The following is a 19,966-nucleotide window of genomic DNA, read 5'->3' on the forward strand; positions in this document are numbered from 1 at the left end:
GTAGAGCCCGACGATATCGGTGACCTTCTCCTCGAACTTTGGGTCGTTCGAGACCTTGAACCCCTTCGTGAGATGCGGCTTCAAGCCAGCTTCTGCCCAGATGCGGCCGACGCTCGACGGCGAGATGCCCATGGCTTCGGCCATTAGCGCGCGGCTCCAGTGCGTTGCATTGGGCGGGGTTTCCTGCACCGTCTTGGCGATCACCTTCAGCCTTGTTTCCACGGGCAAAGGCGGCACCCGCGAGGGTCGCGTCTTGTCACGCTTGAGACCGGCCACGCCCTCATCGAGATACCGCTGCTGCCAGCGCCAGACCGTGGGTTTCGACGTGCCCGCGCGTCGCATAATCTCGAACGTGCCATGACCGTCCGCTGTGGCCAGGACGATCTCGGCCCGCCAGACAAGCTTGCGCGCAGTGTTGCGGTTGCTGATCAGGGCTTGAAGCTCAGTACGGTCGGCGGGGCCAAGGTAAAGGCAGATGTCATGGCGTCTCATGCCTCAAATATGGCACATCACGTTGCCGATGGGAATCTCCTGTCAGGTGGAGAACATTAGCGCATAATGTCACGCCCGGGGATGCGGGCTATATTCAGGAAATCTGGGGGGTGAACATCATTCCCTTCATGTATCTCGGCGCCAAACACATGGTGACGGGCTACGACCACATCCTGTTTTTGTTCGGCGTCGTCTTTTTTCTCTACAAGATGAAAGACGTTGGCATCTATGTCAGTATCTTTGCGTTCGGGCATTCGACCACGATGCTGGCCGGCGTCTGGTTCGGCTGGGGCATCAACGCCTATATCGTTGACGCCATCATTGGCCTGTCGGTCGTCTACAAGGCACTCGATAACCTTGGCGCCTATCAGCGCTGGTTCGGCGTGCAGCCAAATACCAAGGTTGCAACGCTGATCTTCGGCTTCTTCCACGGCACCGGTCTGGCCACCAAGCTTCTCGACTACGAGATCGCACCGGATGGGCTTTTGGCCAACCTTCTGGCGTTCAACGTGGGCGTGGAGTTGGGCCAGCTGATGGCGCTTGCCATCATCCTTATCGTCATGGGCTTCTGGCGGAGATCACCCAACTTCTTCCGCCAGGCCTACACAGCAAACGTCATCATGATGGCACTGGGGTTCATCCTCATGGGCCTTCAAATCACCGGCTATTTCGTAGCCGCTTAAACAAATAGGAGAACCACATGTTCAACGCAGAAAAACCAAGCCTCAACGAATTGCCCACCTCCGCGCAGCTCATCCGCTCAACCGCCATTGCAGCGGCCAGCGCTGTCGCGATCCTCGTGACCGTGGTGCTGCCCGCCGAATACGACATCGACCCTACGGGGATCGGCGGCGTGCTCGGTCTGGCCGAAATGGGTGAGATCAAGAGCCAGCTTGCCGCAGAGGCGGAAGCGGACCGTATCAAGGCACTGGAAGAGCAGGGCGCGCTTGTGACCCAAGAGCAGTCCAGCCTGATGAACGATATCTTCAGCGTCTTCGTCGGGGCCGCCCATGCCGAAGAGGTGCCGTCTGAACCCGTGCAAGAATGGCGCGATGAGATCACATTTACACTGGCACCGGGCGAGTCTGCCGAGTGGAAGTTGTTGATGGAAGAAGGTCAGACCGCGCAATACGCTATGTTGGTCGACGGGGGGCGTGTGAACTTTGACCTGCACGGCCATGGGTCGGGCCAATCCGAGACTTATTACAAAGGCCGCGGCTCGACAGGCGAAGAGGGCGAGATCACTGCCGGTTTCGCAGGTCAGCACGGCTGGTTCTGGCGCAACCGTGACAAGACAGCGGTCACCGTGACCGTTCAGGTGCGCGGCGAATACGACGAATTCAAAGACGCCAGCTAAACCGCGTGGCTGCCGGCTCTATAAGGAGGGCCGGCAGCCTATCCGGCGCGGGGCGCGAGAATAATCACCGCTGCGCCAAGAATACAAAGGCCCGCTCCGGCAGCATCCCAAAAATCAGGCCGTTGCCCTTCCACGGTCCACATCCACCCGAGCGAAGCCACGATATAGATGCCGCCATAGGCCGCAAAAGCGCGCCCGGCGAAACCTGCCTCAACCAAGGCCAAGAACCCCGCAAATAGCGCTAAGCTCAGCATCCCCGGCACCAACCAAAGCGGCGAAGCGCCGCGCCACCACGCCCAGACCGCGAAACACCCGACGATCTCAGCCAATGCCGCAAGCGGATAGAGCAGGGCGGCGGGCATCAGGCAGTGGCCCCGTGATCGGCGAGACATTCCTCATGGTCGCGGAGCACCTCAAGAATGCGGCAATCGGCCACCCGATCCGCATTGCAGGCACCGATCATCCGCTGCAATTCAACGCGGAGGGCTTCGAGCCGCACAAGTCGTGCCTCGACTTGGCGAAGTTGTTTTTGGGCGATGGCATCGACCTGCGCACAGGACCGGTCGGGCGTATCAGAAAGGTCCAGCAACTCTCGGATCGCCTCCAGCGAGAAGCCGAGCTGGCGGGCATGGCGGATGAAGGAGAGGCGGTCCAATTCGGCATCGCCATACCGCCGTTGGCCGCCTTCGGTCCGGCCGGGTTCAGGCATTAGACCGATCTGCTCGTAATAGCGGATCGTCTGCACTTTGGTGCCAGTGCGCTTTGCGAGTGTGCCGATTGCAAGCATGTCTGATCCTCCTGTAACCTATAGTCTCTGTAGGTTGCGCGGTGGTTTGGCGCAAGTCGACGGGGCACGATCCTTCCCATAGGCTTGGCCAACTGGCAAGGCGGACTACGTCGTTGACGGCTGCACATAGCAAATGTTGAGGAAGGATTCCCCCTTGGAGACGATGTCACCCTTGATGCTCGGATTTCTTGGCAGCCTGGCTGCGGGCGCTATGACCGCCGTGGGGGCCGTGCCGGTGCTCTTTGGGCGCACCCCGTCGCGGGCAACGCGCGACCTGTCGTTGGGGTTTGCCGCCGGGGTGATGCTGGCGGCGTCTTTCTTTTCGCTCATCATCCCCGCACTGGATGCAGCCGGACTGCGGTATGACAGCGAGGCCGCGCCCGCCGCGATCGTCTGTGTGGCGATCTTGCTCGGCATGGGGGCCGTGGCGCTGATGAACGAACTTCTACCGCATGAGCACTTCAAGACGGGCCGCGAGGGGCCAGCGGCGGCATCGCTTCGACGGGTGTGGCTTTTCATCATTGCGATCACGATCCACAATTTCCCCGAAGGTCTGGCCGTTGGTGTGGGCTTCGGCGCGGATGGGCTGTCGGGCGGGATGCCACTGGCGCTTGGTATTGGGTTGCAAAATGCACCTGAAGGGCTCGCAGTGGCGGTGGCGCTCTTAGGCGAAGGTTACTCCAAAGGCCGCGCATGGGGTATCGCAGCCCTGACCGGGATGGTTGAGCCGATCGGCGGTCTGCTCGGCGCCGGGATCATCGCACTTTCTGAGCCGTTGCTGCCTTGGGGGCTGGCCTTTGCCGCAGGGGCGATGCTTTTCGTTATCAGCCATGAGATCATTCCCGAAACTCATCGCAGCGGGCATCAGAACAAGGCCACGCTCGGTTTGGCGGTTGGGCTGGTGCTTATGCTGTTTCTCGACGTTTGGCTGGGCTAAAAAATATTTCAAAAAAGCGCTTGAAGCTACAGTTGCTGTAGGTCGTATCTCTGCGTCTGAAGGTTGAATCAGATTGGAAACAGAGATGGCGGAGGGCAGCACAGCACAACGGGAATGGCGCGTCACGGGGATGGACTGCGGCGCCTGCGCGGCCAAGGTGCGCGGCGCGGTGGAGCGCTTGCCGGGGGTCGCGGATGTTGATGTCGCGCTGATGTCCGAGCGGCTGCGTCTGACGCTGGATGAGAATGAAACCGCGCCCGAGCGGATCGAGAAAGCCGTGCGTGGTATCGGTTTTGGCATCTCTCCGAAAGGGGCGAAGGCAGAGAGGCCCGAAGGCGGTTTCATCCTGCCGGACGTTGCGGTGATCGGCGGGGCAGGGGTTGAGCCTCAAGCGTCTGCGCCCGAAGAGGCGGCAGACCTCGCTTGGTATCAAACCACGAAAGGCCGCTTGGTCCTCGGCAGCGGCACTTTGCTCGCAATGGCATGGGCCTCGCGGCTTGTCCTGCCGGCTGAGGTTTCGCATTGGGCCTTTGTCATCGCCACGTTGATCGGGCTTATCCCTGTTGCACGCCGGGCCTTTGCCATGGCGCGGGTGGGCATGCCCTTTACCATCGAAATGTTGATGACCATCGCCGCCAGCGGTGCGCTTGTGATCGGAGAGCCAGAAGAGGCCGCGCTGGTGGTCTTTCTTTTTGCCGTCGGCGAATTGCTGGAGGGTGTCTCTGCTGGGAAGGCACGCAACAGCATCCGTGCGCTGACCAAGCTGGTGCCGAAAACGGCGCGGCTTGAGGTGGGCAACAAGACGCGGGAGGTGGCGGCAGAGGCGCTCAGCGTCGGGCAGATCGTGCAGGTCCGCCCCGGGGACCGGGTGCCCTGTGACGGAGAAGTGGTCAGCGGCACTTCAGGCGTCGACGAAAGCCCTGTAACGGGCGAAAGCGTGCCGCGCCTTAAAGAGCCGGGTGCGGATGTCTTTGCCGGATCGATCAACACAGAATCCTTGCTGCGCGTGCGCGTCACCAAACCCGCCGCGGACAACACCATCGCCCGCATTGTGCGCTTGGTGGAAGAAGCCGAGAGCGCCCGTGCGCCGACCGAGCGCTTCATCGGTCGGTTCAGCCGCGTCTACATGCCCGCCGTGGTCGGCATGGCCGCCTTGGTGGCCGTGGTGCCGCCGCTTGCCTTCGGGGGCGCTTGGGGGGAATGGGTCTATCGCGCGTTGGCTCTGCTGCTGATCGGCTGCCCCTGCGCGCTGGTGATTTCGGTGCCCGCGTCGATCACCTCAGCCCTGTCCACCGGGGCGCGCAACGGGTTGCTGATGAAAGGCGGCGCGGTGATAGAAGCAGCGGCGCGGGTCACCCATGTAGCCTTTGATAAGACCGGAACGCTAACCCATGGCAAGCCGCGGGTGACTGACGTGCAGACGCTTGTGGGGAAGGAAGCCGATCTTCTTGCCCTCGCCGCCGGGGTTGAGAACGGCGCGAGCCACCCGCTCGGCCAGGCCATTTGCGGCGCGGCTGAGGCGCGTGGGATCGACTCTGCCGTCGCGACACAGTCCCGCGCCTTGCCCGGCAAAGGGGCCGAGGCGGTGATCGCAGGGGCAACCATCTGCGTCGGCTCGCCGCGTTTGGCGGCAGAACGCGGGGCGCTGTCAGCGACTTTGCGCGCTGAAGTCGAGACGCTCGAAGCGCAGGGCAAAACCGTGGTGATTGTCTTGCGCGACAACGAGGCCCAAGGCCTCATCGCCCTGCGCGATGAACCCCGCGCCGATGCGGCAGAGGCAGTGGCGCAGTTGCACGCCCTTGGCATTTCATCGGTGATGCTCACCGGGGATAATCGGCGCACCGCTGCGGCCATCGCCGAAGGGCTGGGCATCGACCACCGGGCCGAGCTGATGCCAGAAGATAAGGTCGCGGCCATTCAAAACCTCACGGTTGAGGCGAGGGTCATGATGATCGGCGACGGCATCAACGACGCCCCGGCATTGGCCGCGGCGCATGTGGGCGTCGCGATGGGCTCCGGCACAGATGTAGCGCTGGAAACTGCGGATGCGGCGATCCTGCGTGACCGGGTGACAGATGTGCCCGGCCAGATCCGTCTCGCTCGCGCCGCGATGGGCAATATCCGGCAGAACATCGCCATAGCGCTCGGGCTGAAGGCCGTGTTCCTTGTGACCACAGTGTTTGGCATCACTGGCCTCTGGATCGCGATCTTGGCGGATACTGGCGCGACCGTTCTGGTGACGCTCAATGCCCTGCGGCTGCTGTTTTTCCGGCCAACCACCGCTGAGCGGTTGGCCGCGCCCGGTTGCCGCCCTACAACACATGCAACTAACGAAACGACAGTTTGAACCTTTGGAAGGATTTCACATGACCCTCACACGACGCAGCCTGCTGGCCTGTTCCGCAAGCTTTGCCGCCGCCGCACCCTTCGCCGCATGGGCCGAAGCAAAGCCCGCCATCCATGTGATGAAAGATCCCAACTGCGGCTGCTGTTCGGCGTGGATCGAGATCTTGGAAAACGAGGGTTTTGCTGTGACGACGGAACGCAGCTTGGGAACGCTCTTGATCAAATACAAGCAAGACAACGGCATCCCGCAAAGCATGGCCTCTTGCCACACCGGAAAGATCGAGGGCTATTTGATCGAAGGTCACGTCTCGCCCGCCGATATCCGCAAACTGCTGGCCGAGCGCCCGGATGCCATCGGCCTCGCCGTGCCGGGGATGCCCTATGGCTCGCCGGGGATGGGACCGGAGAGTGAGCGCGACGCCTATGAGGTCTATCTGATTGCCCATGATGGCAGCAGCGAGGTGTTTACAAGCTACGAGGCTGCATAGGGTCGTGCGCTGAGAATTGCCGAACGACGTGCCAACAGGAACTTGCATGTCAGTCTTCGGGTTTTGACCATGTTACCCAATCAAGGAGTAAGATCATGCAAGTTCAAGAAATCATGACGAGCAACCCCACCTGCTGCGGACCCGACGCCTCGGTTCAGGAGGCAGCGAAGCTGATGAAGGACAATTCGGTCGGCTCTATTCCGGTGGTGAATGACGCCGGAGAGCCGGTTGGCATCGTTACGGACCGCGACATCTGCTGCGGTGCGGTTGCGCAGGGAAAAGGCACCGACACATGCGTGTCTGATGTTATGTCGAAAGACGTGCTAACCGCTGCGCCCGACGAAGATGTCGAAAGTTGCTGCAACAAGATGGAAGAGAAGCAGGTGCGGCGCACGGTGGTGACTGACGACGCCGGAAAATGCTGCGGGATCGTCGCACAGGCCGATGTGGCACGGGAAGCCGACGGTAAGGAAACAGCTGAGTTGGTTCAAGAAGTTTCGCGCCCTGAAAAACGCTCGGGCTGCTGTTGATCCGGCTTGAACCGAAGCGGGCCACGCCTGCGGAAGAAGTGTCTTTTGAAGGCGCGGATACGACTTCAAAACGCGGTGCGCGCCGCGTTTTGATCCTCAAAGGACGATAGGGACACCCAATGGCACATGACCACGCTCATATTGACCCCGAAAGCGGGGACCGCAGAGTATCACTGGCCATCTGGGCGAATGCCCTTCTAACGGTGGCGCAGATCGTGGGCGGTGTCTTTGCAGGGTCGCTCGCCCTTATCGCCGACGCGCTGCATAATTTTTCGGACATGGCCTCATTGGTCATCGCCTTTGTCGCTCGCAAAATCGCACGGCGCCCGGCGGACGCACGGATGACCTTTGGCTATGGCCGGATCGAAATCGTTGCGGCTCTGATCAACTACACTACGCTTATTCTTGTTGGGGTCTATCTTATCTACGAAGGCGGGATGCGCATGATTGATCCGCCGCAAGTGGCAGGTTGGACGGTGGTCATTCTCGGCGCTGTCGCGCTGATGATTGATACGCTGACGGCGCTGCTGACCTATTCGATGCAGAAGGGTAGCGTGAACATCAGGGCGCTGTTCTTGCACAACCTGTCCGACGCGCTGGCCTCGGTCGCGGTGATTATTGGCGGCACGCTCATTATCCTTTACGACCTGCGTTGGGTTGATCCCGCGATCACCATCGGTATCGCGCTTTATATCCTTTATCTGGCACTCACTGAGATCGGAGGTCCGATCCGTATGTTGATGCTGGGCAGCCCGCCCTACATGGATGCAGAGGCAGTGGTTGAGGCGATGACCAAGGTCGCTGGCGTCAGGGACGTGCACCATGTTCATCTTTGGCAGATGCAAGAGCATGAGGTGGCGCTTGATTGCCATGTCGTGTTGGAGGGGCAGGATTGGAGGGACCTTGATGCTGTGAAGCAGGCTGTCAAGAACATGCTCGCTGAAGACTTCGGCATCACCCATTCGAGCCTTGAGTTTGAAACTTCCGCAAATGCCCATGAGGATGCTGCGTTGTTTGGGCATGACGGCGGCCCAACGAGCGCTGGCAAAGAAGCGGAGCACAACGATGGGACGTCGCACGACGACCGCTGAGGCGCATCGCAATACGCTGTGTCTTGCTGATCTACGGGCGTGCGGCGTTTTGCGCACCCTCACTTTCTGGTGAGGGGATCGACAGCACCGCATCGGGTTCCTATATCAGTGCCATGCGCATCCTGCTTCGCCTTGCCACATTCTGCCTCTCGCTCGTTCTTTTGACGGGCATATTGGCGCATGATTTGGCGGCGGCGAACATGTCCTTGCAGATGTCAGGTTTGACCGCATCCGCGACGATGGAGGAGGACGATAGCTGCACAGCTTGCTTGCAAGAAGATCAGGGTGAGGTGGTGTGCGACATTGATTGCACGGCATCTGTCTTTGTGATGTCGCAGTTGCTTCAGTCCCAACCCGAGAGCGTGCAGCGTTTCTTCGCGCCTGTGCCCGGGGATCTTGGCCTCGCCGGGATTGATCTCGGGTCTGACCCTTTCCCACCGCGAACCACCTCCCTAAGTTGACCGGCCGCATCGAAGGGTGACGGCCCGGTTTCGCGACGTTTGCTGCCACTGCGCAGCGACACGCTCGACCTTATCTGTCACTTTCGGGAACGACCTTTATGTCTATTCATCCACCGCGCGATATGTCGCGCAGGCGTGTGCTGTCCGGCGGGCTTGCCACAGTTGGGGCGACGCTGATCCTACCTCATGTCTCCCTCGCAACGACAACGGGGGAGTCGATCCGCGCCCTTCAGTATGACGGCGATGCACTTGTTGTGGCTTCAAAGCGCAAGCTTTGGCGCGTGCCCGCCCCAAGCGACATCCAGCATGTGTCGTTGGAGCGATCAATCACCGCGATCACCAGCCATCCAGAGACTCCGGGCACTTTGTTCGCGGCAGTTGATCCTGTCGGCCTTATGCGCAGCCGGGATGGGGGGCGCACATGGGCAGACGCCAGCGCGGGCCTGCCGGCAACCCGCGTCACCGCGCTCACCCAGGCCGCGCTTGAGCCGGATATGCTCTATGCCGCCCTTGCGGATGACGGGCTTTGGCGCAGCAAAGACGCGGGCGAAAGCTGGGAATTCGTCATGGACCGGCCTTATCTCGATGGGGCCGAACGCGAGGTGTTGACGCTCGTCTCTGTGGGCAATCCGACCGGCATGGGCGGCATCTGGCTCTATGCCGGAACCGACGCCGGGCTGACCCGCGTGCCGGATTGCTTTTGCCGGTGGCAGGATGTGACCGCGGGCGATGCGATGGATGCGCTGGCTGCGGGTAAAACGCCGCCACCTGCCAAACCTCTGCCCGAAGGCCTGCCGATCACCCATTTGGCACTCTCCCCCAAAGCGTCTGAACGGCTCTATGCCGGGCTGGAAAGCGGCCTTTGGACGTCGACAGATGCTGGCGTGAATTGGACGCGTGCCGCGCCGGGAAGGATCGAAGCGCTGGCTGTCGATCCTGCCGACCCTAAAAACCTTGCCGCCGTTCGCGACGGCATTCTTTCCGTCAGCCGCGATGGCGGCATGACCTTTGAACCTCTCAACATCCCTCAAGGAGATCAGACATGAACAGGAAATACACCTTCGGCGCGGCCGCGGCCGTAGCCGCCGCCGGTATCATCGGCTTTGCCACCTTCGGCATGGCTGAAAGCGACAACACGACGCCCGCCGACACTGCGGCAAGCACCGTCCCCGCAGATCGCCAAATGACCATCTGGCGCGATCCGTCCTGCGGCTGCTGCGATGCTTACGCCGATTATGCCGAAGAGAATGGCTATCACGTCACCCGTATTGACGACCGGAATTTCGACAAACGCTCGGTTGAGGTCGGCGTGCCGGAACAGGGGCTGGGGTGCCACCTTGCCGAGGTCGATGGCTACTACGTTAGCGGTCTGGTGCCTGTTGAAATTATCCAGCGCCTGACTTCCGAGCGCCCCGAGGTCACCGGTATCACGCTGCCCGGTATGCCCCAAAACGCGCCCGGCATGGCAGGCAAGAGCGGCACACTCAAAACCTACGCCTTCGGTAAGGACGGCGTGGCCGTGTATTCAAATGAATGAGGTTGGAACGATGAATATGATGAACGGAACTATGATGAATGGGCCGATGTCGGTCGGAATGATGATCGCCTGTGGCGCGCTCTTTCTCTTGGTGCTGGCGGTGCTGGTGCTGGGCGCGCTGGCCTTGGTCAAATACCTACGGCGGCCCGCATGAACCGGTTGGGTCTGACCGCCGCTATCGGCATCGCGGGCGCGGCGGCGGTCGCTGTCTGGGCCGGGGGGAAGGAGGACAGCCCCCCGGCGCTCGCCGTGCTCGGCGTGCCCGTGGATGCAGAGATGATCGAGATTGGCGCGGGGCTCTATGCGGAGAACTGCGCCTCTTGCCACGGCGCCGATCTCGAAGGCCAGCCGGACTGGCGCAGGCGGCTCGATAATGGCCGCATGCCTGCGCCGCCGCATGATGAAACGGGCCATACGTGGCACCATGCCGATCAGCAGATTTTTGATATCACCAAGAATGGGCTGGCTTCGGTCGTCCCCGGCTATGACAGTGACATGCCGGTGTTCGACGGTATCCTGAGCGAGGCCGAAATCACGGCAATCCTTGGCTACATCAAAAGCACCTGGCCCGAGCGGGAGCGCGGCTTTCAGGCTGAAGTCACCGCTAAGGATGAGGGCGGAACATGAGCAAGGACAGACGGCCTGTCCGCAAACCACGGTGGTCGCTGTTCATCGCAGCTCTGCCTGCGATGGTCTTTGGGGCCATCGCGGCGGCGTTCCTCTGGGGTCTGTTCAACAACGACGATGGCCTGCCCAGCACGATGATCGGCCGGGACATTCCCGCGTTTAACCTGCCGCCCATCGAAGGGCGCGGGAAGGGGCTATCGGCGGCTGATCTGCGCGGCGAAGTGTCCCTCGTGAATGTCTGGGCTTCGTGGTGCGTGCCTTGTCGGGTTGAGATGCCACTACTGGTGGAACTGGCCCAAACCGACAGCGTGCCGATCCACGGCATCAACCTCAAAGACAAGCCCGCCGCCGCCCGCAGGTTCCTTGCGGAACTCGGCGATCCTTATGACCGGATCGGTGCCGACAGCTCTGGCCGGACGTCCATTGACTGGGGCGTTTACGGCGTGCCGGAAACCTTTGTGATCGATGCCAAAGGGCGCATCGCTTACAAACATGTTGGCCCGTTCAATCGACGTTCGCTGGAGGAAGATATCCTTCCCGTGGTGCGGCGTTTGCAACAGGAGCAGAACGCATGAAGCGGCGTGGGTTTCTGAGCGGCGCATTGGCGCTTGGGGCTTCGCCAGTCGCGGCGCGCACCGTGATGGCGGAACATCAAAAGCCCCTGCCAATGCTGTCGCCGCCCATCACGGATGGGGCAGGGCGGAGCCTAACTTTGGCGGACTTTAGTGGCCGGACGGTGTTGCTCAATATCTGGGCGACGTGGTGCCCTCCCTGCCGTCATGAAATGCCCACCCTTGATCGGCTTCAGGCGCGATTGGGTGGGGCGAAGTTTCACGTTCTCGCACTCTCAATCGACAAGGGCGGGTTCGACATTGTGCGCGATTTCTATGCCGAGATCGGCATCACGCATCTCGATCTTTATCTGGCGGACCAGTTACGGGCGATGATGGCTTTCGGCGTTGTCGGCCTGCCCACGACACTGCTGGTCAACCCCCAAGGCCACGAGGTCGCTCGCAAGGTCGGCCCCGCCGCTTGGGACAGCCCGGCGGCCATTTCCCAAATCCAACGCGTCATTACAAAAGGATGAACCCAATAGTGATCCAAACCTCAAAAGCAAACCGGCCCTCATTCGCAATTCCCATGCCCGCGCGGCGCCAAACCCTAATGCTGACCGGCTTTGCCGCTATCGGTGGCGGTGCTGCATTGAATTGGGACTGGCTGACCGCCGTGGGGGCCGCGCCCTTGCTTCTTAGCCTCGCCCCTTGTGCCGCCATGTGCGCTTTGGGGCTGTGCATGCGCGGCGGCTCTGGCTGCGCCAAAAACGATCCGGTGGCAAAGCCGGACGCCCCGACAGACTGACCCTCAATCAAAAGGAACCGACATGACTTATACAGTGAAACTTACCACCGCAGCCCTGACAGGCTTTATGTTTGCCGCCTCTTTCGCGCAGGCGCAGGAGGCAAAAGCCGAAACGGGCGATATGCCCATGGCCGAGGGCCAACATATGAAAGGCGACATGGCTGACATGAAGGGGATGGAAGGTATGGAGGGCATGGAAGGTATGATGCCCATGATGAAGATGATGGCCGAGATGGGGCCGATGATGGAGAACTGCAACAAGATGATGCAGTCCATGAAGGCGCATATGGAAACGCATCATTCCGATGATCAAAAAGGCTGATGCTCTTGGTTCGCCCGTCCAAGCGGCGGGCGGACCCCTCGATTGAAAGACAGACTATGACAAAGATCACCCCGACCCACAGTCGGCTTCGCATTGTCCTTTGGACCGCCGCGATCGCCGCCGCCGTTGCCCTTGCAGGTTTCGCAATGATGCGGCCCGGACATATCCCCTCCCATCAGCCCGTCTATCGCGGCGACGCGGATATTCGCTCTGAATTTACTTTGATCAACCACGACGGGCAGCCCGTCACGCAGGAAGCTTACAAAGGTCGCTGGCAGCTTGTATTCTTCGGCTTCACCCATTGCCCTGACATCTGTCCCACTACCTTGGCCTATATGGGCAGCGTGCTTGATCAGCTTGGGTCGGACGCAAGCCAAGTTGCCCCGTTGTTTGTGACCGTGGACCCAGAGCGTGACACGCCTGAGGTTCTCGAAGACTATGTTGCCAACTTTCATCCTCAGTTGATCGGACTGACGGGGAACAAAGCGCAGGTGGCTGCGACGGCGGAGGCTTTTAAGGTCTACCATGAGAGGCTCTCGAACGAGGATGCCCCGGACGGCTACATCATGGCCCATGCGGGCCACATTTACCTGATGGCTCCGGATGGTCGGTTCGATGCTGTCTTTCTTGAAAGCGCGCAACCTGCCGAGGAAATGGCCGAACAGATTTCCATGCGCATCGCGAAAGATAAGAGAACCCAATGACACTCAGATTCCCATCGCCACCCCGCTTCGCGTCGCTGGCCGTGCGCATATATGCCGTGATCCTGCTGACTGTCACGCCCGCTTTTGCGAACCACCCGGGGGAGAACCTGAACCAAGCGATGGCGGATAAGGAAGCCGCGTTTGAACCCATCACCGCCCAAGAGGTGCCGGATGTGAAATGGGTGGCGCCAGACGGGGCCACGGGGTCTCTGGAGGCTCTGACAGGTAAGATCACGGTGCTAAGTTTTGCCCCCGACGCTTGCGGCAGCCCCTGTGAGGCGCAGCAGGAACAGCTTGGCAAAACCCTCTCCGCACTCAATGCCAGTGCCATGCGCGAGATGGTTGCCTTTGTCACCCTGCGCGATACGGCCTCTGCGGCCCCGGCAGAGCCGAACTGGACATCTGCGCAACTTTCCGACGCCGAGCGCCTTGGTGACACGGTGGATGCCTTCGCCTCTGTAAGTGTCCGGAAAGAAGAAGCCCCGATGGTGCATTTGCTCAACCGCGAAGGCGCGCAGGTTGGCATATTTCACGGAGCAGACTTTAAGCCGACGAACCTCGTGCTTTACATCAACGGACTGACGCACCAGCGGCCCCATGCCGAACCCGGTTTTTGGCAGCGCGTAACGGGGTGGTTTCAATGACAAGCCAACGTTTGGACAGGCCACACTGGCTCACCACCCTGCGCCGCTTCGCATTGTTCACGCTGCTGGGGCACCTTCTTTGGGAGGTGGCCCATATTCCGCTCTACACGATTTGGGTTGAGGGGACATGGGGCGAGATCGTCTTTGCCGTGGTTCATTGCACCGGAGGCGACCTGCTGATCGCCATGAGCAGCCTTCTGCTCGCACTGTTTTTCTTTGGCACAGGCGCATGGCCGCAGGCGCGGATCTATCCCGTCTTTGGCGCGATGCTTGCGATTGGATTAGGCTATACGATTTTTAGCGAATGGCTCAACATTGAGGTCCGCGAGGCTTGGGCCTACCGCGACATTATGCCAGTCATCCCGTTCATTGACGCAGGTCTGACGCCGATGTTGCAATGGCTCATCGTGCCTTTCGCAGCTTACTTCGGTGCGCTCAGGCGCTTATCAAAGGGGAAGGGGGCGACGGGTGTTTGATGTCTCCTCCCTCGGGGTGATCGCTGCCTTGCTGGCCGGAACGATCTCCTTTGTTTCGCCCTGTGTCTTGCCTCTGGTGCCGGGCTACGTCTCCTATATCGCTGGGCACACCGGTGTCACGGGCGCGGAGCGCAGCCGTAGCAATGCGGTTTGGCTGAGCTTCTGCTTCGTGTTGGGGTTTTCAACGATTTTCATGGCGCTCGGTGCATCGGCCACAGCATTAGGACAGTCACTTTTCCGCTGGCGGTTCGAGCTGAACCTGATCGGGGGCGCGGTCGTGATCCTGTTTGGGTTGTTCATGCTGGGGGCCGCGCGCATTCAAACAATGGAACGTGACCTGCGGTTCAATCTCGACCTTCCCGGCGGGCAGCCGGTGGCGGCCTATGTGCTGGGCCTTGCCTTCGGCTTTGGTTGGACCCCCTGCATCGGACCGATCCTCGGCGCAATCCTAACGGCGAGTGCGGCAAGCGCCACGGTATCGGAAGGCGTTTGGCTGTTGGCGATCTATTCGGCTGGTCTTGGCGTGCCGTTTCTGATCGTGGCCGCCTTTACCGATCAGGTTGCAGCCCGCTTGCGGACGATTGGTGCGGTCGGGCGGCGTCTCCATCAGGTTGCGGGCGCGGTCATGGTCCTCATGGGGATCGCGATGATGACGGGCCAGCTCAGTGCCTTCTCTTGGTGGCTGTTAGAAGCTTTTCCGGTTCTGGGGACAATCGGGTAAACTATGTTGGAACCTTCCAGCGAAGGAGGGTGGTTAATCCTTTATAGCCTCATTTCCGAAGTGGGACCGCAAGGAGAAAAGCGATGATGGACGGTGATATGATGGGCGGCGGCATGATGTTTGGCATGGGGGTCGGCTGGCTTCTGGTGATCGTGCTTTTGGTTCTGGCGATCGCGGCATTGGTCAAATATCTGCGCAAGTAAGACGGGAGGTGGGACATGGAGACGTCTGACAAGCCAGTCGTCCTCGTAACGGGGTCAAGCGGCTATCTCGGCGCGGCGGTCGTCAAGCGGTTGCACGAGAAATACCGCGTTGTCGGGCTCGACCGTAACTCGCCCCCGCATCCGCCGCATCAGGCTGAATGCATCTGTTTCGACATCACGGACCAAGACAGCGTCGACAAAGCCTTGGCCCGGCTGCGCTTGGCCTACGGCGACCGCATCGCTGCCTGCATCCATCTTGCGGCGTTCTTTGATCTGAGCGGGGAGGACGATCCGGCCTATGACGCGGTGACGGTGGAGGGAAGTAAGCGGCTGCTGAAAGGGCTGCAAGATTTTGAGTTAGAGCAGTTCATTTTCACTTCCACCATGCTGGCGCATGCGCCCACCACGCCCGGCGAGCCGATAGACGAAGACGCGCCCTTCGACCCTAAGCTGCCCTACCGCGCCTCGAAAATCCGCACCGAGGCGATGTTGAGCGAGGAAAAGGGCGATGAGAAACTCGTCCTCATGCGCCCCGCTGGCATCTATGATGACGAGGGGCATTCGACCTTTCTCGCCCACCAAATATCCCGCATCTACGAAAAACGTCTGAGCGGTAAAGTCTATCCCGGTGACTTGTCCCGCGGTCAGGCGTTTTTACATCTCGACGATCTGCTCGACGCCATCGAACGCATCGTCGACCGCCGCCACTCCCTGCCGGATGTCTTCCCCGTGCTGCTGGGTGAGGCTAAGCCGGTCCCCTTTGGCGACCTGCAGCGGTTAATCGGGCGTGAGTTGCATGGCGAAGATTGGGTGACGTGGAACGTCCCGCCTGCGGTCGCGAAACTGGGGGCATGGGCGGAGAACCGCATTTTTGGCGAAGACGCGTTCATCCGCGCTTGGATGGTCGATATCTCCAGCGATCACTACGAACTCGATCTGTCGCAGGCCGAGGAACATCTGGGCTGGACCGCAGAGCACAGCCTGCGCCAAGACACGCCGCATATGCTGCAAAAGCTGAAAGACGATCCGTATCACTGGTATGAGGAAAACGGCCTGAACGCCGCACGGGTCTCTGCGGCCAAGGTGGAGCAGGCAGCAGAAGAGGCCGCTGCCGAGGCGAAAGACGAGAGTGCCGCCGAACAGCAAAGCGCTGTGCGCGAACATGATAAACACATGCGCATGATGCATTTCCAAATGCTCTGGGTGCATTGGCTGGTCGCGGCATTGGGCCTCTGGCTCGCCACCGCGCCCTCGGTCTTCGGCACATTTGACCAAACCGAGTTTAGCGCTGCCGTGCAGCGCGTGACCGAAGACCGGGGGCTTTGGGCAGCGTCACTGCGCAGTTGGCTGACGGCGTGGAACAACGTGTTTACAGGGCTGGCCATCACCGCGCTGGCCCTCATCTCGATGAAGCCCGGCAATGGTTGGGCGCAATGGGCGAACGCGGCGCTTGGAGTTTGGCTGCTGGCCGCATCGCTCGTGTTCTGGACGCCGGACCCGGCGGTCTATGCGAATGACACGCTGGTCGGCGCGCTGGTGATCGCGCTGACGATCCTGATCCCGATGATGCCCGGCATGTCGCGCGAGGGCATGATGGACGATGGGGATATCCCGCCGGGGTGGACCTATTGCCCCTCAACCTATGTCCAGCGTCTGCCAATTATCGCGCTCGGAGTGGTTGGTTTCCTGCTGTCGCGCATTCTCTCGGCCTATCAATTGGGTCATGTTGAAGGGATTTGGGAGCCGTTCTTTTCCTCGCCGTCGGGCCTCAACGGCAGCGAATATATCGTCACGTCGGATGTCTCAAAAGCATGGCCCGTCGCCGACGGCGGCTTGGGCGCGATGAGCTATATGTTTGAGATCCTCATGGGCGTTATGGGCAGCCGCCTGCGCTGGCGCACGATGCCGTGGATGGTGGCGCTTTTCGGCATCGTGGTGGGGCCGCTGGGAGTGATCAGCATCTATTTCATCATCATCCAGCCCATCGCAATTGGAACCTATTGCACGATCTGTCTGCTCGCCGCAGCAGCGATGCTGGTCATGATCCCGTTCTCATTGGATGAGATCGTGGCAATGGTGCAGTTCATGGTCTGGAACACCCGCCGCGGCCGCCCATTCTGGCGGGCGTTTTTCCGGGGCGATGCGCTGCCGGGGTCGAGCAAGGGCGGCACAATGAGCTTCGACGCGCCGCCGCGCGAGGTTGCCCGGCAAAGTGCGCGGGGCGTCACTGTGCCTTGGACTTTGGGGGTGAGTGCGGCCATCGGTCTGTTCCTGATGCTGTCGCGCGCGATTTTTGGCAATGCCATGCCGCTGGCGGGCAGTGATCACTTGGTTGGCGCACTGGTCCTGACGACTGCTGTTATCGCTTGGGCCGAAGTGGCGCGCCCGATACGATTCCTGAACATTGGCTTTGGATTATGGCTGATCGGAGCGCCTTGGTTTTTGGACGGCGGCACCATCTCGGGCAGCATGATCGGGGTGCTCTCCGGTAGCGCTTTGGTAGCGCTCAGCTTGCCGCGTGGGAAGCGTAGTGCGGAACACTATGGCAGTTGGGACCGCTATATCATTTGAAGCAGAAGCATCCTGAATTCGCACACGGTAACCGCGTCGAGTTTTTGGAGTGCGTTTTAAGCCTAAGAAGGATGCCCCACTCCCAAATGATGGCCTCTTGGTAGCATCAGCGCAGCATATCGAGTTTAACCAAGTCCGGTTTGGGCCGTTCGTGTCGATCAACAGCAGGGCGAATTTTGTTGAATAACTCTTGCTTGATCGGATGCTCCTTCGCTGATTCAATTACTTTATTGATTGGGGGATCGAGCGATGATGGGACCGAAGCAAGAAGCTCAGGCTGCGTTGTTTTACGAATTCTCTCTGGAAGACCATGTCCCGCAAGATCACCTGTTGCGGTCGATTGATCGGTTCGTTGATCTGAGCGACATTAGACAGTATTTGGCCGAGTTCTACAGCCACACGGGCCGCCCTTCGATTGATCCTGAGCTGCTGATCCGGATGCTTTTGGTAGGCTATTGCTTTGGCATCAGGTCAGAGCGCCGATTGTGCGAAGAGGTCCATTTGAACTTGGCGTATCGCTGGTTCTGCCGCCTCGATCTGTCTGATCCTATCCCAAACCATTCGACGTTCTCCAAGAACCGGCACGGGCGCTTTCGGGAAAGCAAACTTCTGCGCTACCTGTTCGAGAAGACCGTTGCACGGTGTATCGCTGATGGCTTGGTGAGCGGGCAACGCCTTGCGGTAGATGCCAGCCTGATTGAGGCTGATGCGAACAAACAGAACTCTACACCGAAGGAAGATTGGAACCGCAGTGCCATCGATCCAAAAGATGCGCCGCGTGCGGTTAAGGAATATCTCAACGTCTTGGACGACGCGGCTTTTGGTGCAGCATCTGAGGTTGAACCCAAGTTTACGTCCCATTCTGATCCCGCAAGCCAGTGGACCGCAGCCCGGAAAGGCCCCGCATTCTTCAGCTATTCTACCAATTATCTGATTGATACCGACCACAGCGTCATCGTGGACGTTGAGGGAACGCGGTGGATCCGGCAGGCAGAGGTCGGGGCAGGGCGCACCATGTTGGATCGCATCAAAGACCGGCACGACATTGATCCAGAAAGACTGATCGCAGACACTGCTTATGGATCAGGGCCGATGTTGGGATGGCTGGTTGATCGTAACATCAAACCCCACATTCCAGTGCTGGATAAAGCTGGACGGACTGACGGCACCTGGTCTCGCGCCGACTTTGAATGGGACCCTGAGAACAACCAATACATCTGCCCGGAAGGCCAGCCGCTCAAGCAATTCCGCCGCAACTACTCAGATCCAAACCGTGGTCCCACCGGCAAAGGCGTCGCCAAGTATCAGGCTTTGAAACACACCTGTCAGGCCTGCCCATCGAAGAAGAAGTGCTGTCCGAAAGCCGATGCACGCAAGATCACCCGCGAAGAACACGAAGATGCCCGGCAGGCCGCCCGTGATATTGCCAAGACCAAGCAGTATGCGATCTCGATGCGGTTGCGAAAGAAAGTCGAGATGCTCTTCGCACACCTCCACGCATCCTTGGCTTGGGGCGGCTCCGATTACGTGGTCCATGCGGCGCAAATGATGAATTCCTGCTCGCCGCAACCGCCCAAAACCTCCGGAAACTTGCTAAGATCTTTCCTGCGCCGCAGCAAACGCGCAAAGCCTGATAGGAAAGGCGCACGCGCCGGATTTGGAACAGCTATTTCTGCGTTTGCAAACGTTAGTTGTTGATTGTCACTGAGAACTGACCCGGTAGCCCCATAAATTGTCACTGAGAATTGACCCATGTGAACACACTTCCCCGACGGTTTTGGTTGGGGGGATTTGGAGTGATCGACATGGGATTTTTGAGTGTCATTCGACGCTGGGCATTGCGTGACAAGATGCCAATCAGGGAGATTGCCCGGCGGACGGGTTTGTCTCGGAACACGATAAAGAAGTATCTGCGTGAAGGTGCGGTGGAACCGCAGTTCAAGACGNCCAAGCGTCCAAGCAAGCTGGATCCCTATTCGGATCGGCTGTCAGCCTGGCTTTTAATCCAGACGCGGAAGTCACGCAAAGAGCGGCGGACAGTGAAGCAAATGCATGCTGATCTGGTGAAGCTGGGATATGATGGCTCCTATGAACGCGTAGCAGCTTTCGCCCGGGCATGGCGTGAAGATCGGCATCGAGCGGAACAGACGACGGGGCGCGGCACCTACGTGCCTTTGGTGTTCGCGCCCGGCGAAGCCTTCCAATTCGATTGGAGCGAGGACTGGGCCAACATTGGCGGTGAGCGCGCCAAACTTCAGGTCGCGCATATCAAACTGTCACACAGCCGCGCTTTCTTGGTGCGGGCCTACCCGC

General features: G+C 60.1%; 25 protein-coding genes and 1 pseudogene. 23 read left to right on the forward strand and 3 right to left on the reverse strand.

The annotated features are described in order from the left end of the window. The coding region (locus A3722_RS00735) for a helix-turn-helix domain-containing protein (protein WP_150120388.1) at positions 1–492 on the reverse strand (492 nt) is incomplete at its 3' end. A gap of 92 nt (positions 493–584) precedes the next feature. Between A3722_RS00735 and A3722_RS00740 the strand changes: the two genes are divergently transcribed. Both A3722_RS00740 and A3722_RS00745 read left to right on the forward strand, forming a co-directional pair. Next, positions 585–1,175 carry a HupE/UreJ family protein gene (locus A3722_RS00740; protein WP_067627609.1) on the forward strand — a complete coding sequence of 197 codons (591 nt, stop codon included), beginning with the start codon at positions 585–587 and terminating at the stop codon, positions 1,173–1,175. Positions 1,176–1,192: 17 nt separating this feature from the next. Beyond that, positions 1,193–1,849, forward strand: a complete 657-nt coding sequence (locus A3722_RS00745; protein WP_067622064.1) for a transmembrane anchor protein — start codon at positions 1,193–1,195, stop codon at positions 1,847–1,849. Positions 1,850–1,887: 38 nt separating this feature from the next. On the opposite strand, the gene A3722_RS00750 is transcribed toward A3722_RS00745, so the two are convergent. Then, complete coding sequence (locus tag A3722_RS00750) at positions 1,888–2,211, reverse strand: YnfA family protein (RefSeq protein ID WP_067622067.1); 324 nt, start codon at positions 2,209–2,211, stop codon at positions 1,888–1,890. Then, on the reverse strand, positions 2,211–2,636 hold the full coding sequence (locus tag A3722_RS00755) for a MerR family transcriptional regulator (protein ID WP_067622070.1): 426 nt from the start codon (positions 2,634–2,636) through the stop codon (positions 2,211–2,213). The genes A3722_RS00750 and A3722_RS00755 overlap by 1 nt, the downstream gene beginning before the upstream one ends. 154 nt (positions 2,637–2,790) lie before the next feature. Here A3722_RS00755 and A3722_RS00760 point away from each other — a divergent pair, with 154 nt between their 5' ends. The 21 genes and pseudogenes from A3722_RS00760 to A3722_RS00855 form a co-directional block, all read left to right on the forward strand. Continuing rightward, positions 2,791–3,573 carry a ZIP family metal transporter gene (locus A3722_RS00760; RefSeq protein ID WP_067622073.1) on the forward strand — a complete coding sequence of 261 codons (783 nt, stop codon included), beginning with the start codon at positions 2,791–2,793 and terminating at the stop codon, positions 3,571–3,573. 85 nt (positions 3,574–3,658) lie between these two features. After that, positions 3,659–5,920: a heavy metal translocating P-type ATPase gene (locus A3722_RS00765; protein ID WP_236627306.1), complete on the forward strand. Its 2,262-nt coding sequence runs from the start codon at positions 3,659–3,661 to the stop codon at positions 5,918–5,920. 19 nt (positions 5,921–5,939) lie between these two features. Continuing rightward, positions 5,940–6,407: a DUF411 domain-containing protein gene (locus tag A3722_RS00770; protein ID WP_067622076.1), complete on the forward strand. Its 468-nt coding sequence runs from the start codon at positions 5,940–5,942 to the stop codon at positions 6,405–6,407. 95 nt (positions 6,408–6,502) lie between these two features. Beyond that, the gene (locus A3722_RS00775) at positions 6,503–6,937 is read left to right on the forward strand and encodes a CBS domain-containing protein (RefSeq protein WP_067622079.1); all 435 of its coding nucleotides are present in this window, start codon (positions 6,503–6,505) and stop codon (positions 6,935–6,937) included. A gap of 119 nt (positions 6,938–7,056) precedes the next feature. Then, positions 7,057–8,028, forward strand: coding sequence for a cation diffusion facilitator family transporter (locus A3722_RS00780; protein ID WP_067622082.1), 972 nt, complete (start codon positions 7,057–7,059; stop codon positions 8,026–8,028). 23 nt (positions 8,029–8,051) lie between these two features. Further along, positions 8,052–8,489: a hypothetical protein gene (locus A3722_RS00785; RefSeq protein ID WP_236627303.1), complete on the forward strand. Its 438-nt coding sequence runs from the start codon at positions 8,052–8,054 to the stop codon at positions 8,487–8,489. Between the two features lie 98 nt (positions 8,490–8,587). Further along, a complete protein-coding gene (locus A3722_RS00790; protein ID WP_236627304.1) occupies positions 8,588–9,535 on the forward strand; it encodes a WD40/YVTN/BNR-like repeat-containing protein in 948 nt (315 codons plus the stop codon). Continuing rightward, a complete protein-coding gene (locus tag A3722_RS00795) occupies positions 9,532–10,026 on the forward strand; it encodes a DUF411 domain-containing protein (protein WP_067622085.1) in 495 nt (164 codons plus the stop codon). The genes A3722_RS00790 and A3722_RS00795 overlap by 4 nt, the downstream gene beginning before the upstream one ends. Before the next feature lie 10 nt (positions 10,027–10,036). Further along, positions 10,037–10,180, forward strand: a complete 144-nt coding sequence (locus tag A3722_RS24220) for a hypothetical protein (RefSeq protein ID WP_161487383.1) — start codon at positions 10,037–10,039, stop codon at positions 10,178–10,180. Further along, positions 10,177–10,653: a c-type cytochrome gene (locus A3722_RS00800; protein WP_067622087.1), complete on the forward strand. Its 477-nt coding sequence runs from the start codon at positions 10,177–10,179 to the stop codon at positions 10,651–10,653. The genes A3722_RS24220 and A3722_RS00800 overlap by 4 nt, the downstream gene beginning before the upstream one ends. Next, a complete protein-coding gene (locus A3722_RS00805) occupies positions 10,650–11,228 on the forward strand; it encodes a DsbE family thiol:disulfide interchange protein (RefSeq protein ID WP_067622089.1) in 579 nt (192 codons plus the stop codon). Before A3722_RS00800 ends, A3722_RS00805 begins: the two co-directional genes overlap by 4 nt. Beyond that, positions 11,225–11,740, forward strand: coding sequence for a TlpA family protein disulfide reductase (locus tag A3722_RS00810; protein WP_067622091.1), 516 nt, complete (start codon positions 11,225–11,227; stop codon positions 11,738–11,740). Before A3722_RS00805 ends, A3722_RS00810 begins: the two co-directional genes overlap by 4 nt. A gap of 53 nt (positions 11,741–11,793) precedes the next feature. Then, positions 11,794–12,012: a hypothetical protein gene (locus tag A3722_RS00815; RefSeq protein WP_236627305.1), complete on the forward strand. Its 219-nt coding sequence runs from the start codon at positions 11,794–11,796 to the stop codon at positions 12,010–12,012. A 22-nt stretch (positions 12,013–12,034) separates the two neighbouring features. Next, positions 12,035–12,334 carry a hypothetical protein gene (locus tag A3722_RS00820; RefSeq protein ID WP_067622096.1) on the forward strand — a complete coding sequence of 100 codons (300 nt, stop codon included), beginning with the start codon at positions 12,035–12,037 and terminating at the stop codon, positions 12,332–12,334. Positions 12,335–12,390: 56 nt separating this feature from the next. Next, positions 12,391–13,038 (forward strand): SCO family protein, encoded by a 648-nt coding sequence (locus tag A3722_RS00825; RefSeq protein WP_067622099.1) that lies wholly within the window; start codon positions 12,391–12,393, stop codon positions 13,036–13,038. Further along, on the forward strand, positions 13,035–13,682 hold the full coding sequence (locus tag A3722_RS00830) for a hypothetical protein (protein WP_067622102.1): 648 nt from the start codon (positions 13,035–13,037) through the stop codon (positions 13,680–13,682). The genes A3722_RS00825 and A3722_RS00830 overlap by 4 nt, the downstream gene beginning before the upstream one ends. Continuing rightward, positions 13,679–14,158: a hypothetical protein gene (locus tag A3722_RS00835; RefSeq protein ID WP_067622105.1), complete on the forward strand. Its 480-nt coding sequence runs from the start codon at positions 13,679–13,681 to the stop codon at positions 14,156–14,158. The genes A3722_RS00830 and A3722_RS00835 overlap by 4 nt, the downstream gene beginning before the upstream one ends. Then, positions 14,151–14,879 carry a cytochrome c biogenesis CcdA family protein gene (locus A3722_RS00840; RefSeq protein ID WP_067622109.1) on the forward strand — a complete coding sequence of 243 codons (729 nt, stop codon included), beginning with the start codon at positions 14,151–14,153 and terminating at the stop codon, positions 14,877–14,879. Before A3722_RS00835 ends, A3722_RS00840 begins: the two co-directional genes overlap by 8 nt. Positions 14,880–15,097: 218 nt before the next feature. Then, positions 15,098–17,653, forward strand: a complete 2,556-nt coding sequence (locus tag A3722_RS00845) for an NAD-dependent epimerase/dehydratase family protein (RefSeq protein WP_067622112.1) — start codon at positions 15,098–15,100, stop codon at positions 17,651–17,653. A gap of 249 nt (positions 17,654–17,902) precedes the next feature. Next, positions 17,903–19,287 (forward strand): annotated as a pseudogene (locus tag A3722_RS00850) (IS1182 family transposase). A 171-nt stretch (positions 19,288–19,458) separates the two neighbouring features. Beyond that, the coding region (locus tag A3722_RS00855; RefSeq protein ID WP_150120389.1) for a helix-turn-helix domain-containing protein at positions 19,459–19,966 on the forward strand (508 nt) is incomplete at its 3' end.

The sequence above is a fragment of the Sulfitobacter sp. HI0027 genome, from assembly GCF_001634775.1.
Taxonomy (GTDB): domain Bacteria; phylum Pseudomonadota; class Alphaproteobacteria; order Rhodobacterales; family Rhodobacteraceae; genus Sulfitobacter.

Bases quoted from the DNA above. Each gene is read 5' to 3' on its own strand.
- A3722_RS00835 (WP_067622105.1), top strand. From the start codon at position 13,679: ATGACAAGCCAACGTTTGGACAGGCCACACTGGCTCACCACCCTGCGC.
- A3722_RS00800 (WP_067622087.1), top strand. From the start codon at position 10,177: ATGAACCGGTTGGGTCTGACCGCCGCTATCGGCATCGCGGGCGCGGCG.
- A3722_RS00815 (WP_236627305.1), top strand. From the start codon at position 11,794: ATGCCCGCGCGGCGCCAAACCCTAATGCTGACCGGCTTTGCCGCTATC.
- A3722_RS00745 (WP_067622064.1), top strand. From the start codon at position 1,193: ATGTTCAACGCAGAAAAACCAAGCCTCAACGAATTGCCCACCTCCGCG.
- A3722_RS00845 (WP_067622112.1), top strand. From the start codon at position 15,098: ATGGAGACGTCTGACAAGCCAGTCGTCCTCGTAACGGGGTCAAGCGGC.
- A3722_RS00780 (WP_067622082.1), top strand. From the start codon at position 7,057: ATGGCACATGACCACGCTCATATTGACCCCGAAAGCGGGGACCGCAGA.
- A3722_RS00805 (WP_067622089.1), top strand. From the start codon at position 10,650: ATGAGCAAGGACAGACGGCCTGTCCGCAAACCACGGTGGTCGCTGTTC.
- A3722_RS00810 (WP_067622091.1), top strand. From the start codon at position 11,225: ATGAAGCGGCGTGGGTTTCTGAGCGGCGCATTGGCGCTTGGGGCTTCG.
- A3722_RS00830 (WP_067622102.1), top strand. From the start codon at position 13,035: ATGACACTCAGATTCCCATCGCCACCCCGCTTCGCGTCGCTGGCCGTG.
- A3722_RS00775 (WP_067622079.1), top strand. From the start codon at position 6,503: ATGCAAGTTCAAGAAATCATGACGAGCAACCCCACCTGCTGCGGACCC.
- A3722_RS24220 (WP_161487383.1), top strand. From the start codon at position 10,037: ATGAATATGATGAACGGAACTATGATGAATGGGCCGATGTCGGTCGGA.
- A3722_RS00750 (WP_067622067.1), bottom strand. From the start codon at position 2,211: ATGCCCGCCGCCCTGCTCTATCCGCTTGCGGCATTGGCTGAGATCGTC.
- A3722_RS00825 (WP_067622099.1), top strand. From the start codon at position 12,391: ATGACAAAGATCACCCCGACCCACAGTCGGCTTCGCATTGTCCTTTGG.
- A3722_RS00790 (WP_236627304.1), top strand. From the start codon at position 8,588: ATGTCTATTCATCCACCGCGCGATATGTCGCGCAGGCGTGTGCTGTCC.
- A3722_RS00820 (WP_067622096.1), top strand. From the start codon at position 12,035: ATGACTTATACAGTGAAACTTACCACCGCAGCCCTGACAGGCTTTATG.
- A3722_RS00770 (WP_067622076.1), top strand. From the start codon at position 5,940: ATGACCCTCACACGACGCAGCCTGCTGGCCTGTTCCGCAAGCTTTGCC.
- A3722_RS00765 (WP_236627306.1), top strand. From the start codon at position 3,659: ATGGCGGAGGGCAGCACAGCACAACGGGAATGGCGCGTCACGGGGATG.
- A3722_RS00795 (WP_067622085.1), top strand. From the start codon at position 9,532: ATGAACAGGAAATACACCTTCGGCGCGGCCGCGGCCGTAGCCGCCGCC.
- A3722_RS00755 (WP_067622070.1), bottom strand. From the start codon at position 2,636: ATGCTTGCAATCGGCACACTCGCAAAGCGCACTGGCACCAAAGTGCAG.